This window comes from Flavobacterium salmonis, assembly GCF_903819435.1.
Lineage (GTDB): Bacteria > Bacteroidota > Bacteroidia > Flavobacteriales > Flavobacteriaceae > Flavobacterium > Flavobacterium chungangense.
In genome coordinates, this window is sequence record NZ_CAIJDP010000079.1 from 296,421 (window position 1) to 311,056 (window position 14,636).

Annotated in this window: 13 protein-coding genes; 4 read left to right on the forward strand and 9 right to left on the reverse strand. The window is 33.8% G+C overall.

The features are described from left to right. Positions 1–29: 29 nt before the first annotated feature. Together FLACHUCJ7_RS17645 and FLACHUCJ7_RS17650 are read right to left on the reverse strand one after the other, a co-directional pair. Positions 30–641, reverse strand: coding sequence for a thioredoxin family protein (locus FLACHUCJ7_RS17645; RefSeq protein WP_078228172.1), 612 nt, complete (start codon positions 639–641; stop codon positions 30–32). A gap of 30 nt (positions 642–671) precedes the next feature. After that, positions 672–1,157, reverse strand: a complete 486-nt coding sequence (locus tag FLACHUCJ7_RS17650; RefSeq protein ID WP_078228173.1) for a TlpA family protein disulfide reductase — start codon at positions 1,155–1,157, stop codon at positions 672–674. 382 nt (positions 1,158–1,539) lie between these two features. Here FLACHUCJ7_RS17650 and FLACHUCJ7_RS17655 point away from each other — a divergent pair, with 382 nt between their 5' ends. Next, positions 1,540–2,910: a GH1 family beta-glucosidase gene (locus FLACHUCJ7_RS17655; protein WP_180909831.1), complete on the forward strand. Its 1,371-nt coding sequence runs from the start codon at positions 1,540–1,542 to the stop codon at positions 2,908–2,910. A gap of 71 nt (positions 2,911–2,981) precedes the next feature. Further along, complete coding sequence (locus tag FLACHUCJ7_RS17660) at positions 2,982–3,365, forward strand: hypothetical protein (RefSeq protein WP_031453540.1); 384 nt, start codon at positions 2,982–2,984, stop codon at positions 3,363–3,365. 66 nt (positions 3,366–3,431) lie between these two features. Here the strand turns inward: FLACHUCJ7_RS17660 and FLACHUCJ7_RS17665 are convergent, their stop codons facing one another. From FLACHUCJ7_RS17665 to FLACHUCJ7_RS17675, 3 genes are all read right to left on the reverse strand, one after another. Continuing rightward, entirely contained in the window at positions 3,432–4,487 is a 1,056-nt protein-coding gene (locus tag FLACHUCJ7_RS17665; protein WP_180909832.1) for an NAD(P)-dependent alcohol dehydrogenase, read from the reverse strand. A 72-nt stretch (positions 4,488–4,559) separates the two neighbouring features. After that, positions 4,560–4,967 (reverse strand): cupin domain-containing protein, encoded by a 408-nt coding sequence (locus FLACHUCJ7_RS17670; protein ID WP_078228175.1) that lies wholly within the window; start codon positions 4,965–4,967, stop codon positions 4,560–4,562. 231 nt (positions 4,968–5,198) lie between these two features. Continuing rightward, positions 5,199–6,068 (reverse strand): helix-turn-helix domain-containing protein, encoded by an 870-nt coding sequence (locus FLACHUCJ7_RS17675; RefSeq protein WP_180909833.1) that lies wholly within the window; start codon positions 6,066–6,068, stop codon positions 5,199–5,201. Positions 6,069–6,279: 211 nt separating this feature from the next. On the opposite strand from FLACHUCJ7_RS17675, the gene FLACHUCJ7_RS17680 reads away from it, so the two are divergent. Together FLACHUCJ7_RS17680 and FLACHUCJ7_RS17685 are read left to right on the forward strand one after the other, a co-directional pair. Then, entirely contained in the window at positions 6,280–6,867 is a 588-nt protein-coding gene (locus FLACHUCJ7_RS17680; RefSeq protein ID WP_078228177.1) for a Crp/Fnr family transcriptional regulator, read from the forward strand. Between the two features lie 101 nt (positions 6,868–6,968). Beyond that, positions 6,969–7,949: an SBBP repeat-containing protein gene (locus tag FLACHUCJ7_RS17685; protein ID WP_180909834.1), complete on the forward strand. Its 981-nt coding sequence runs from the start codon at positions 6,969–6,971 to the stop codon at positions 7,947–7,949. 58 nt (positions 7,950–8,007) lie between these two features. Here FLACHUCJ7_RS17685 and galA read toward each other — a convergent pair whose 3' ends face one another. The 4 genes from galA to uxuA form a co-directional block, all read right to left on the reverse strand. Further along, the gene (gene galA / locus FLACHUCJ7_RS17690) at positions 8,008–10,830 is read right to left on the reverse strand and encodes a beta-galactosidase GalA (protein WP_180909835.1); all 2,823 of its coding nucleotides are present in this window, start codon (positions 10,828–10,830) and stop codon (positions 8,008–8,010) included. A 372-nt stretch (positions 10,831–11,202) separates the two neighbouring features. Then, entirely contained in the window at positions 11,203–12,810 is a 1,608-nt protein-coding gene (locus FLACHUCJ7_RS17695) for a family 43 glycosylhydrolase (protein ID WP_180909836.1), read from the reverse strand. A 160-nt stretch (positions 12,811–12,970) separates the two neighbouring features. Further along, a complete protein-coding gene (locus FLACHUCJ7_RS17700) occupies positions 12,971–13,402 on the reverse strand; it encodes a DUF3997 domain-containing protein (protein ID WP_180909837.1) in 432 nt (143 codons plus the stop codon). A 72-nt stretch (positions 13,403–13,474) separates the two neighbouring features. Continuing rightward, a complete protein-coding gene (uxuA, locus tag FLACHUCJ7_RS17705) occupies positions 13,475–14,629 on the reverse strand; it encodes a mannonate dehydratase (protein ID WP_219634134.1) in 1,155 nt (384 codons plus the stop codon). Positions 14,630–14,636 lie beyond the last annotated feature (7 nt).

Here is a 14,636-nt window from a genome sequence, read left to right on the forward strand (position 1 = left end):
GTTTTTTTGTATAAATGAAAACCAATAAATTAAGCTTTTACTTTTCTTTTAACTGTACAGCCAATTTCTTTTGTCTGAGTAATGGCTGGTTTTTGATTGTTTTTTAATGATTCAATAACATCTTCAGCATATTTTATTTTTTCTGTTTTAGTTCCTTCCGGATCATTGTCAATTGCGCCAACATATTCTACCACATTTCCTTTAGCAGATTTTGAGACAATAAAAATATGTGGTGTACGCTTTGCTCCATATTGATCCGTTACTTTTTGTCCTGCATCAAATAAATAAGGGAAAGGATACTTTTTATTTTTAGCTAATTCCTGCATTTTATTAAAAGCATCATCTGGCTGTGCTTCCGGATCATTTGGGTTAATTGCAATTACCGGATATCCCTGAGGTCTGAATTTATTGTCTAAATCGATAATTCTTTGCTCATACGCCACTGCATACGGACATGTATTACAAGTAAAAACTACAATGAATCCTTTTGCTTTTGGAAAAGTTGCAAATGAAACTTCTTTATTATCAATGTTTTTCAATTTGAAATCAGGTGCAGCATCCCCCGCTTTAAGGGTTGTAGTTTGTGCCTGAGAAAGAAAGGCAGAAAATGCAAGTACTATTAAAATGATTATTTTTTTCATAATAAATTTTGATGTTTTATAGTTAATTAATTATTGATATTGTATTTTTTTATATTCAGTTAATAATTGTTCATAGTTAAATTCGCTTTCGACAAATTTTCGTTTATTTCCTTTAATAAAAATAGTTGCCGGAATACTGCCAGACCAGGATGGATCAATACGGTCTATATATTCCTGCGGACTGCTTTCATTCAGTAAAAAAACTTCATTCTGAAGGTTTTTCCTTTTGACAAAAGGCTCAACGGCAGAACTCAGTTTGGATTTAAAATCAACACTAATCAGTAATACAACCAATTTGTCAGATTTATATTCTGCTCCAAGTTTTTCAAAATGAGGCAACTCTTTGATGCACGGAGCACACCAGGTAGCCCAAAAATTCACTACATACGTACTGTCTTTTCCAGTCTTTATACGTTCGTTCAACTGGTTGATATTAATTAGCTTTACATTTTGGCTATAGGTAGTAGCTGAAAAGATTAAGAGAAAAATATATATTTTAAAAGTGTGAATTTTCATAGATTTTCAAAATTTAATATTTTTTGCCTTACAAATATAAACTAATGAAGTTTTGTCAAAAATTATTTATTGTTAATTAAAGTTAAATATTGGTAATATCACTGAAAACTTAGGAAGCAAAATTATTTTCAAGAATTATTGATTTAAATAAATTTTTATTTAGACAAGAGATAATCATTTAAACAACAACCACAATAGTTAACTATTTGATAACATTTAGGTTACTGTAAATTTATATTTATTTACTTATTTTGAATAAAACAAATCGTTATGAAATTCTTTAGCTTAAAATTTCTGGTTTCATTCAAAGAATGGCTTTTTCTCAGAGCTATGCATTCATCATTCATTCATTAATTTTCAAAATAAAGGAAAGTACATCTGAATGAATAAATTAGAGAAGTCATTTTTAAATAAAGACCAATTTGGTCAGGATTTTCTTTGGGGTGTTTCTACCGCCGCTTTTCAAATAGAAGGAGCTCATGAAAGTGATGGAAAAGGCCCTTCTATATGGGATGTTTTTACCAGTCAAAAGGGTAAAATAAAAAACGGGCATCATGCTATAAATGCATGTGATTTTTATAATTGCTATAAGGATGATATTAGTTTAGTCCGTGAATTAAACATTCCTAATTTTAGATTTTCTATTAGCTGGTCACGAATTATGCCTACTGGCGTTTATCCTGTAAACCAATCAGGTATAGATTATTACAACAAAGTAATTGATTTTTTACTTGAATGCGAAATTGAACCCTGGGTCACTCTTTATCATTGGGATTTACCACATGCCCTGGAAGTAAAAGGAGGATGGACAAACAGAGAATGTACCTCATGGTTTTCGGATTATACAGAAGTATGTGCCCAGCATTTTGGTAATCGCGTAAAAAACTGGATGGTTATAAACGAACCTTCGGTTTTTACGGGCGCAGGATATTTTCTTGGCATTCATGCTCCAGGCAAAAAAGGCATTACCAATTATTTAAAAGCAATTCATCACGTAACGCTGGCAACAGCTTCCGGTGCCAAAAAACTAAGGCAATATATTCCTGATGCCAATATTGGCACTACTTTTTCCTGTACTCATATCGAACCCTTCTCAGATAAACCTACAGATGTTCAGGCTGCTAAACGTGTCGACACGCTATTAAACAGAACTTTTATAGAGCCAATTTTGGGGCTTGGATATCCACAGAGTGATCTTCCGGTACTTAAAAAACTTAATAATTATATTCAGGGTGATGATTTACAAAATTTAGCTTTTGACTTTGATTTCATAGGGCTGCAGTGTTACACCAGGGAAATAGTTAAATCATCATTGCTTACTCCATATATTGGTGCCGAATTGGTAAGTGCAGAAAAAAGAAATGTCATATCTACTGAAATGGGATGGGAAATTTATCCTCCTGCCCTATATTATATTCTTCAAAAATTTAATTCGTATAAAGGAATTAAAAAAATTATAATTACCGAAAACGGAGCTGCATTTCCTGATACAGTTACAAACGGAAAAGTATATGATATTAAACGAACTCATTATATACAAGATCATTTAGAGCAGTTACTTAAAGCTAAAAAAGAAGGTTGTAAAGTCGATGGTTATTTTGTCTGGAGCCTTACTGACAACTTTGAATGGGCTGAAGGTTACAATGCAAGGTTTGGCTTAGTGCATATAGATTTTAAAACTCAAAAGAGAACCATTAAACAATCAGGAATATGGTTTAGAGATTTTTTAGAAACAAATCAGACAATTATATAATTTAGGAACTAAATTATATAAAACAATCATAAAAATTCATCCTTATTTTTATGCCGTAAATTTAAGAATGAATGGAAACAGAAACTCAAATCTTCTGGTTATTTATACTTGCGATTCCCATTGCCTGCATAAGCTGGACTGTAACTCAGGAAGAAATATTCCGCGAACCCAGAGAATGGTGTGTTAACTGTTCTAAAAACAATAAGAAAATTTTAATTCGGAAATTTTTTTATCTTTTTACATGCGAATATTGCTTCAGCCATTATATCACTATTTTTTTTATCTGTATTTGCAATTTTAAACTTTTAATTGACGATGCAAGAGGCTATCTAATTGCCGGATTTTCGCTGGTTTTTGTTGCCAATATCTACATGAGTCTTTTTGCTTTGTTAAGACAGACAATTAAAAAAGAAAAAGTAGAAATCAAAAAGATTGAAAATAGTGACGAATTATAATTCAATAAAACAAAAAAACTGCTCTTTAAACAAAAAGCAGTTTTTTGATATTAAAAATGTTTTGTATTAGTTTTTCAAAGAAGCCATATCAATTACAAAACGATATTTAATATCTCCTTTTAATAATCTTTCATAGGCGTCATTAACATCGTTTACCCCAATTAATTCAATATCGGCAATAATATTATGTTCTGCACAAAAGTCGAGCATCTCCTGAGTTTCTGCAATTCCGCCAATCATTGAGCCGGCAAAACTTCTTCTTCCTAATATAAGGCTGAATGATGTTACTGGGAGCGGTTCCATTGGTGCGCCGACTAAAACCAAATTTCCATCTACTTTTAATAAATTCAGATAAGCATCAATACTATGTTCTGCCGATACACAGTCTAAAATAAAATTTAGACTTCGAGCATGTTGTGACATCTGTTCTGTATCGGTAGATAAAACTACTTCATCAGCACCCAAACGTTTAGCATCTTGGGTTTTAGATAATGAAGTTGTAAAAACTACCACATGAGCCCCCATAGCTTTAGCTAATTTGATTCCCATATGACCTAAACCGCCAATACCTACAATGCCCACTTTTTGTCCAGGCCCCACTTTCCAGTGTTTTAAAGGAGAATACGTTGTTATTCCGGCACAAAGCAACGGAGCAACTCCGGCAAGATCAAGCTTATCTGAAATGTGTAATACATAATTTTCATCCACAACAATACTTTCTGAATAACCACCAAAAGTTTGTCCTCCTAAATGAGCGTCCGGAGAGTTAAAAGTCAAAATACTTCCTTCATCACAGAATTGCTCCAAATCACTTTTACAATGTTCACATTCTCTACAGGAGTCAACCATACACCCTACTCCGGCTAATTGACCTACCTTAAAATTCTTAACATGGTCACCAACTTTGATAATTCTTCCCACAATTTCATGTCCCGGAACTATTGGATAAATTGTTCCGTGCCATTCATTTCTGGCTGAATGTAAATCAGAATGGCAAATACCGCAATACAAAATTTCAATTTCTACATCGTGTGCCTGTACAATACGACGTTTGATGTCTAATGTTTTCAATGGTGCTTCAGCAGCTTCTGTACCAAAGGCTTTTATATTTTTTGTTTCCATAATATTTTTTGTTTTTTGGTTTGTTTTAGATTTCAGATTCAAGAAACTTGGAACCTTAGCGATTCAAAAAAATTAGTGACTGCTTAGAAGATAATATTCTCCATCGGTTACTTTTTCTAACCATGTTCCGTGGCCTTTATCAATTTCTGTAATAATGGCAACATAAGAGAACTTGTCAAACGGAGTAGCTCCATACCAATGTTCAACTTCCGGCAGAATTGTAACGACTTCATTTTTAGTAAGCATACGAACTGCACTTCCTCTTTCCTGATAATATCCAGTTCCGTCTTTTGCAATAAGCATGTGCAAAGTTGCATTGCTATGCCAGTTACTTCTTGCGCAAGGTTCAAAAGTAACTTCCTTAATAACAGTATTTTCAGGATGAATATCACTGCTTTGTTTCTTATAGGAAACCTCGCCCGTCATATAAGCACCAGGAACTTTTCCTTCTTCGATAACAGCTGAATAATTTGTTGACATAAATTTAGTTATTTTTTTGAGATTAACTTTACTTGAAACTACTATACATCAATCATAAGTTTCAGAATCAGAGAACTAAATTTAAGAAAGCCAGAAATCGCTTTATGAAGTATTATTTAGTCTGTAAAAAACTGATCAATGATCAATACTATAATTTCAAAGCAAAATTAGGTCAACAATACTTTTTGAAAATAACAATATTCAAACAAAAAATTATGAAATTGAAACAATTTATACTCGCAGGGATTTCGGAATCGTACCTGTAAGTCTTTTAAAGTAATTATTGAAATAGCTTGGATATTCAAATCCGAGAGAATACCCAATATCGGCAATACTCCAGTCTGTATGCTGAAGCAATGCTTTTGCTTCTCCTATAATTCTTTCTGTAATATGTGCTGTGGTCGATTTTCCGGTAATCTCTTTTACCGAGCGATTAAGATGGTTCACATGTACCGAAAGGCTTTGAGCGTAATCCTGCGGTGTTTTCAAGGCAAGAGGCTGATCTTTTGTTTCAACCGGAAATTGTCTTTCCAAAAGTTCTAAAAATAAAGAGGTAATTCTTGATGAAGCATTTTTATGTCTGAAAAAATTTTCTGAAGGCTGCATCTTCATTGATTCATGGATAATCAGATTAATATAACTACGCATCAAATCGTCTTTAAAAACATAATCTGTTTCATATTCTTTTATCATTTTCTGAAATAAAGAATCTATAAAGTTCTTTTGTTCAACACATAAAGAAAAAATTGGAGTCCCCCCTATTTTAAACAAAGGTGATTCATGAAGTGTATCTGAACGATCTTTTGCTCTCAAAAATTCTTCCGTAAAAACACAAGCATAGCCTTCATGTTCACCAGAAACTATTTCCCAGGAATAAGGTATAATCGGATTACCAAAAAACAGAATTGTACCGTCAGTTTCTATTCCGCGGTCAGCATATTGTATAATACTTTTACTGGTGTTAATACAAATTTTATAAAAATCTCTGCGACTGTAAACCGGAATTTTACTTAAATCTCCATTTATTTGATACACTTTAAAGCCCTTCAACTTTAAATCTGAAGTAAAATCGCAATTCTGAGTTTGTGTTTCATTATTCATTTTGCAAAGTTATGAAAATCAAACAAAAAAAAGTTAGTTTCAGGTTTCAGTTTATAGACTTACTTTCAAAGTACGCAAAGGGTTAATAACTATGCTAAGTTTTTTTAACCAGAGCAAAAGCATGCTCTCGAAGCCACAATTTTTTTTTCTTGTAAACTTTGCGGTTAAACTTGAAACCTGAAACCTGAAACAAAAATTTTATCTTTGCTATATGAAAGATTTACAGCCTGTAATAGATTATGTTTCCAGATACATTGATTTAACTGATGACGAAAAAAAGCATCTGGCTACCTTTTTAAAGATAACTAAAGTCAAAAAAAGACAATTTATTGTACAGCCCGGTTTTGTATGCAGACATAAAAGTTATGTGGTTAAAGGAGCATTCAGAGGTTATCTGGTCGATAATGATGGAAAAGAACATACACTTTCATTTGCAATCGAAGACTGGTGGATTTCCGATTACAGCAGTTTGATTTATCAGGAACCTGCCACATTGTTTGTAGAAGCGCTCGAAGATTCAGTTCTCATTCAGATTGAATACGAAGACGAGCAAAAATTTTTAAAAGAGATTCCGAAACTTGAAAAATTTGAACGCATTATTACGCAGCGCTCTTTAGCTTTTCATCAAAAAAGACTTTTATCGAATTTAACCAAAACTGCCGAAGAACGTTATGATGAATTTATGAGCAAATATTCCGCAATTGCTCAACGCGTTCCTCAATATGCATTAGCTTCTTATTTAGGTTTCAGTACCGAGTATTTAAGTAAAATACGCAATCGCAAAATTTCAAAAAGTTAAACTGGTTCAACTTTATTTCCTAAACCAGTTCATTTTTATTTTTCTTATTCTGTCCCAGATTTGCATAGTCAATACCGACAAATAATTTTAAATTAATAAAAATGAAAACTACCATTTTGATTTCAGCATTTTCGCTTCTTTTTATGGCTTGCGACAGCGAGAAAAAATCCGGAGAAACTTCCGTTTCCCTTAAAAGCAAATATACCGTTACAAATTCAGGTCTTTATCCTGAAGGAATTGATTATGATTCCAAAAACCAAAAATTTTTATTGAGTTCCCTACAAAAAGGAGCCGTTTATGCAATGAATCCAAAAGGCGAAGTATCTGTTTTTGCTACAAGCAGTAAACTTGTTTTACCAACAGGTGTGTACACTGACGAAATTCGGAACCGACTGATAGTAGCCAATGCAGATTTGGGAATTTCGCAAAAAAGTATCACAGGAAGCGCAGGAACTATAGCGACTGCCAGTATTTTTAATATTACCTCAGGTGAATTAATAAAAGAAGTTGATCTAAAGATTTTTACCCCAAATGCAGATTCCTGCCCGAATGATATTGCGGTTGATAGCAACGGAAACATTTATATTACCGATTCTTTCTCCCCGATTATTTATAAACTTGATACTAATTACAATGCTTCCGTATTTAGAGAAAACACTTTATTTCAGCCAAAGCCAAATGAATTCGGTTTAAACGGAATTGTTTTTCACCTCGACGGCTATTTACTGGCAGTTAAAACAGATACTTCTCAATTGCTAAAAATATCGCTTACTGATCCTAAAAACATTACAGAAGTAACAGGAATAGCATTTAACGCTCCTGACGGAATAGAATTAGACAAAAACAACAATTTAGTTATTGTAGAAAATGGTTTAGGATTAGGCAAAACGTATACTTTTAGCAGCACAGACAATTGGTCTAGTGCATCTAAAATAAGCGAAACCAACATTGGAAAAGATGAATTCCCAACCACCGCTGCTTTGGCTTCTGACGGCAATGTTTATGTTATTAGCTCTAAATTAGGTAAATTATTATCCGGAGATAAGAGCCAGTCATCTTATACAATTCAAAGGGTAAATTAAGTTTTTTTTTCAGGTTTCAAGTTTCACGTTTAGTAAACGCAAAACTTGAAACCTGAAATTATTTTTTCATAACTAAAGTTCCTGTATTTAATCCATTGGCAGCAGCCGATAAAACTACTTCAGCAGCATTTTCGTCTTTTTGGATGATAATTTGAGCATATCCGTTAAAGAGTTTTCTTTTCCATGCCTCAGCCGTTGTAATCACCTGAATAATTCCAGGGTCTGCATTCATAACATCCCAGTCTTTTATTTTTTGTAAAGGCGGTGCAATAATCTGAATGGTATTTATTCCCTGCATTAAAACATTGCTATTCAAAACATACTTTTGATCATCTTCTGCACTGGCAGCAATTTTATTTCCGTTTACAAAAACAACTGCATCTGTGCCTATTTTTTTATAAAAGAAATTCACAGTATTTGATTTTTGATCGTTTCTTAATTCAAATTTACCGCGATACACATAAGCCGGAGCCTGATTTTTATAATCACGGTCTTTAAAGGCTTCTTTCCAGCTGTTATCATCAGACGATATTGATTTTGAAGCATTTGTTGAGGGTAATTTTTTTTCTTCAAAATTCGTAATCGGAACAAGTTCAACTGCGTCAATGAATTGATCTCTTTCTAAAGAAGTCGGATTACCGTTTCCAACACCTAGAATCTTTCCTCCTTTTACTAAAAATGTAATTTCATGATTCGCTGTTGGTACATGCAATCCCTTTTTGTCTGTAGTTTCAACCGTCACAACTACTACATTTCCATTAGGCTGATTTTCTTTATCAGCAGAAAGCTTTATATTTTGAGGTGTTTCTGTAGTTTTTTGAACTTCCGAAAGTACTTTTTTGCCGTTTTTATATCCAATTGCTTCAAGAGTTCCGGATGCATATTTCACTTTCCATTCTAAATGGCTATTTTGCTCCATTTTCTTTTTACCAAGACTCTTTTTGTTCATAAAAAGTTCTACTTCATCACAGTTTGAATGTACCCAGACATCTATTTCCTTTCCTTCCATTCCACTCCAGTTCCAGTGTGGCATAATATGTAAAACCAGTTCTTTCCCCCACCATGATTTCAGATAAAACACATTGTCTTTCGGGAAAGCGCAAACATCCATCATTCCAAAATAAGAGGTAACCGACGGCCAGCCATAAGGTGTAGGTTCTCCACGATAATCAAAACCTGTCCAGATAAACATTCCGGCTAAATAAGGTCTCTCAGCATAAAACTTCCATCCTTCTTCAATACTGTAAAATGTCGGACGTGGTTTTTTGTCGTAAGCACTTTTATAATGTTTGGCTTCATCATCAAAATATATACCGCGCGTTGCAAACGTAGAGCCTTCCTCTGTACCCATTCCAGGCTGTTCTTTGAATTGATTTCGATGCGCATCTATATCTCCGTTACCCAAATAATTATAGCCCATAATTTCAACCACTGACGATATTCCGCTTTTGAAACCACTGCTGATACCAACCGTAACAGGTCTTGTAGTGTCAATACTTTTTGTAAATCCCTGCATGACATTTGTAATACGTTCGCCAGCGATACCACCTTCAATATTCCACTCTTCATTTCCAACCGACCAGCAAAAAATACTTGGATGATTTCGGTCACGCTCTATCATTCGTTTTAAATCATTGAGGTGATAATCGTTAATTCCCATCAAACGGGTTTCATCAATAACCAGCATTCCGAGTTTGTCACAGGCATCAACCAATTCTGGTGTAGGCGGATGATGCGAGCAACGATAGGCATTAGAACCCATTTCTTTCAGCTTTTTGATTCGGAAATACTGCAACTCATCCGGCAAAGCTGTTCCAATTCCGGCATGATCCTGATGATTGTTCGTTCCTTTTAATTTTACCGGTTTTCCGTTAAGGAAGAATCCTTTCTCAGCATCAAACCGAATTGTGCGGATTCCGAAAGAAGTTTCATAACGGTCAATTAATTTGCCCTCCTGCTTAATTTCAGTTATCAAGCGATATAAATTCGGATTTTCGATATCCCATGATAATGGATTATTGACTTGTAATTTCGAACTGTAATTGGACGTTTTATAAAAATCCGGAGCAATAACATTTTGGGAAATGTTTGCAATTTGTTTTCCTTCAGCATCTAAAATACTTTGGAGAATTTCAATTTGACCTTTATAATTCCCTTTATTTTCAACAGAGACTTCAGCGGTAACTTCAGCATTGTTTTCTTTTATTTCGGAGGTTACATAAGTCCCATTTGCAATTACATGAATTGGATTTGTTTTCTTCAGATATACATGCCTGTAAATTCCGGCACCTTCATAAAACCAGCCTTCTTCCATAGAAGCATCAACACGCACAACAATCGTATTTTCTCCGCCGTAATTTACATAAGCAGTAATATCGTATTCAAATCCATTATAGCCGCTTTCTTCAGTTCCGAGATAATATCCGTTAAAAAACACTTTTGAATTTCTAAAAACACCGTCGAATTTCAGCGAAATAATTTTTCCTTTATCTGTTTCCGGAATATTGATTTTTTTTCGGTACCAGCCAATACTTTTTTCAGGAAAACCTTTTCCGGCTGTTTTAAATCCGTGGCTGAAACTGCCTTTTTCACTAAAAGCCTGCTCCACCGCCCAATCATGTGGAAGATCTAATTTTCGCCACGCACGGTCATCAAAATTTTGCGCTGCAGGTCCGTCACCAAATCCGGTTTTAGTTAAATAGGAAAAATAGCCTGTTGCATGATTAAAATCTTTCTGGGTATCATATAAATGACCAAACGAAAAACGCCAGTCTTTATCAATTAAAATCAAATCTCTTTCAGTTTGTTTTTGTGCTGAAATACAAAAAGATATGGAAAATACTAAAAAGAGAAAAAATCGATTAATACCAATAGATTTCATAAATAATTCCGGTTAATTTGATAATTGTATAAAGTTTATAAATATACCCTTTTTGGACTACCGGAATCAATAGTATTTTATCAAAGTTTAATGAATTTTAATGATTAAACTTTGATAATTTTTAAGAAGCTAATCCCGCTATCCGTTACAATCTTTTGTGGCGAACCACGCCACAAAAGGGTTTTCACTGCTATCGGGGCTAGGGCAATCGTTTTCATAAGAATGTTATTGATACAGTTTCTCATTTCGACGGAGGAGAAATCACTGAAGGAGAGCAACGCACTGTTATCGAATTACTAATGTGATTTCTCCTTACGTCGAAAGACAATATTGCGCATCTTTCTACGGATTAAAATCCGTTGGAAACGAAGATTATTTCCTAACCAATGAAACATCATCAACCTGACAAGAAGCATTTGCAGTACCATCAGCCAGAAAACCAATCTCCACTTTTCCGGCTTTAACAGGTATGTTTTTTATGATTATAGTTTTCCATGAAGCATTTTCTTCCTTTAGATTGTATGTTAGTCTTTTACCATTACTTAAAGCATACATTTCTAAGTTTGTAAAACCTTTTGTATTCTTCACTTTGGCAGTAAGTGTGTACGATCCGTCTTCTAATTTCACATACGTTGAAGAAGTAATGGTTTGAAACGTTTTTCTTTTAAAATTAATCTTATCGCTAATGTTTAAGCTTTTTTCGCCTATGACAATTTTTCTGTCATTTTCAGTATTAAAATAATTGATTACCGGAGAAGTTATTGTATCCAGTCCAATTTTATTTCCCTCAATAACCTCATTAGTCCATCCTGTTAATTCTATTTGCACGGGTTTAACAGGACTTGGAATATGCCTGCGATCAGCTTCAAAACTGCCATTTTTAACGTAATCATTATCTTTAGCAACCTTCCACTCACCTGTTTTAGTATTAATATCCCAGGAGTTAAGTGAATTAAAATAAGGTGTTTTTCCATCAAAAGACATCGGACACCATTGATTATATCCTAAGCCATTGCCTGCAAAATCTGCCCATCGGTCTCCACAATACACAATTGTTTCCTGTTTGCTTCCTTTTAAAGAAAAGAAAAAACCAGTTTGTGAAATATGGGCAAAATCTTCTGACGAACCATTTGTTACCAACATATCATTGACCGGCAGATAGGGTCCTCTTATATCATTGGCAACTAAATAATATGCAAATGAAGCATCCCATCCATAAATATTGGAAGCATACATATAGTATTTGTTTTGGTATTTGAACATGCAATTTCCTTCACGACTTTCCCCTTTAAAAATCTGCGTACAGTCCAAAAGATTTACTTTTCCTTCTTTTACTCCAATTTCAGAAACATATATTTTGTTTCGTCCTTTACCGTAAGAATAAATTAAATAGGACTTTCCGGTATCTTCATCAGTAAATACGGTTTGATCACCAGTATTACTGGTTCCGATCATTTTCTCCATATTTATTTTTTGATGCCAGGTAAATTGTCCTGTTGGAGAATCAGAAAGTGTAATCAATACCTCGCTTCCATGCTGAACAAACATGGCATATTTATTCAGCTCTTTCATATAAGCGACTCCTAAACGGCCAACCCAGGTTTTGCCTGCCTTATTTGCTTCTTCTTTAGTAACAACATCTCCTTCAAAAGTCCAATTCACTAAATCAACCGAACTATAACAGGTAACCGATTTAAAAGTAGCATTGGGTAAAGTAATATGTGGAGCATTTCTATAAATATTCGCTTCTTCATACTGAACACCGTACCAGTAATATTTTTGAATACCTGTTTTAGGATCTGCAAATTTAAAAATACCACCTCCCTGACTATTTAATGGCTGTCCGTCTTTTGTGTTCCAGAAAATATCATTTTTGATATTACCACTCTGTGCATTAACATTACTGATAATACTTGTACTAAAAATTGAAGCCAACATCAAAAACGATATTATAGCAGTATGTGATTTTTTAACTTTCATGTTCCTAAATTTTTTAATGTATTAAATACAAAAAAGTCATATGAATTCATCTAAACCAGAGATTTTCCTACTCTTTAAATGCACTCATATGACTTATACTTCTTTGAAATTTATAATATTTCAGTCAATATTTTTCTGGACTACGATGTTACCAGCAATTTTAATATTCATAAACATCTATTAATTTTATATTCCGTGGAATTTTCAATGAATCTAATTTCATTAGGAATTGCGAGTAGCTTAATTTTTTTAAAATTTGCTTTTTATCAGAATCAATTATCCAATAATCATATCGGTCTTTAGCAGAAGTTTTATTATCATAAATGTTGTCATAAGGTTTTTCATCTTCCGATTCAAGACGTTGAGCAATAATATAATTTTCAAAAACATTCAATTTAACCACCTTCAAAGGAATTATTTCTTCATCGTCACTCCAACCTTCTTTAGGAGAAATACATATATCTTCAGAGGAAGCTCTATTGAGAGTATAATTATCTGTCAATGGTTTTTCAAAATCCTGAATTCCAGGCCCGCAACTTTGAATTAAAAATAGTAGAAATACTGACAGTAATAAATAATTCGTTCTTATCATATTGGCTTTTTAATCAACCATTTATAAATTATTTTCGATAACTAACATAATCAAATACTTGCGAAATAAAATTTACAGCGATCGAATAATCCCTTCTTCAAGCCCTCTCAATTCGGCTAAACCTCTTAATCTTCCAATCGCAGAATAACCCGGATTGTTTACTTTTCCTAGATCATCCAGCATTTGATGTCCGTGGTCAGGACGGAACGGAATTGAAACATTATGCTTTTTATGAATCAGCAATAATTCTTTCATTACAGCATACATATCTGTATTTCCGTCTAAATGATCGGCTTCAAAGAAATTTCCTTCTTCATCACTACGAACATTTCTCAGGTGAATAAAATAAATTTTATCATCTAGCTTTTTCACCATTTCCGGTAAGTCATTCGTTTCCTTAGCTCCTAAAGAACCAGTGCAAAAACAAATTCCGTTTGATTTATAAGGAGCATTTGAAAGAATAAAATCATAGTCTTCCATTGAGTTAACAATACGAGGCAAACCTAAAATATCAAATGGAGGATCATCAGGATGAATGGCCAATTGTACTCCGCACTCATCAGCAACAGGACAAATTTCGTTTAGAAAATAACTCAAATTGCTTCTTAATGCATCTCTGTCAATATTGTCATAAGCTTTCAGAGCATTACGCATCCATTCAACCGTAATCTTTTTTTCGCCAGGAATCCCGAACATTACCGTATCTGCTATTTCTTGTAATCGTTGCTCTGTAATCGTTGCAAAACGTTCCTTAGCTTTGGTTACAATATTTTCAGGAAAACTATTTTCTGCATTTTCTCTCTTTAATATATAAATATCAAAAATAGCCAGATCTACCCAGTTAAAATACAAAGCTTCAGAACCATCAGGCATTACGTAATCCAGCTGTGTTCTTGTCCAGTCATTAACCGGCATGAAATTATAGGTAATAATTTTAATGCCACAAGCTGCCACGTTACGGATGCTTTGTTTGTATTTGTCTATATATTCCTGAAAATTTCCACTTCTTGTTTTAATACTTTCGTGAACGGTAATACTTTCTACAACATCCCATGTCAGGCCGTATGCTTCAACTTCAGCCTTTCTTTTATTGATTTCATCAACTGTCCAAACATCTCCGTGAGGAATTTGGTGCAGGGCTGTTACAATTCCGGTAGCACCGGTTTGTTTTATATGCTGTAAACTTACCGGGTCATTTGGTCCGAACCATCTCCAGGTTTGTATCATTCTGTTC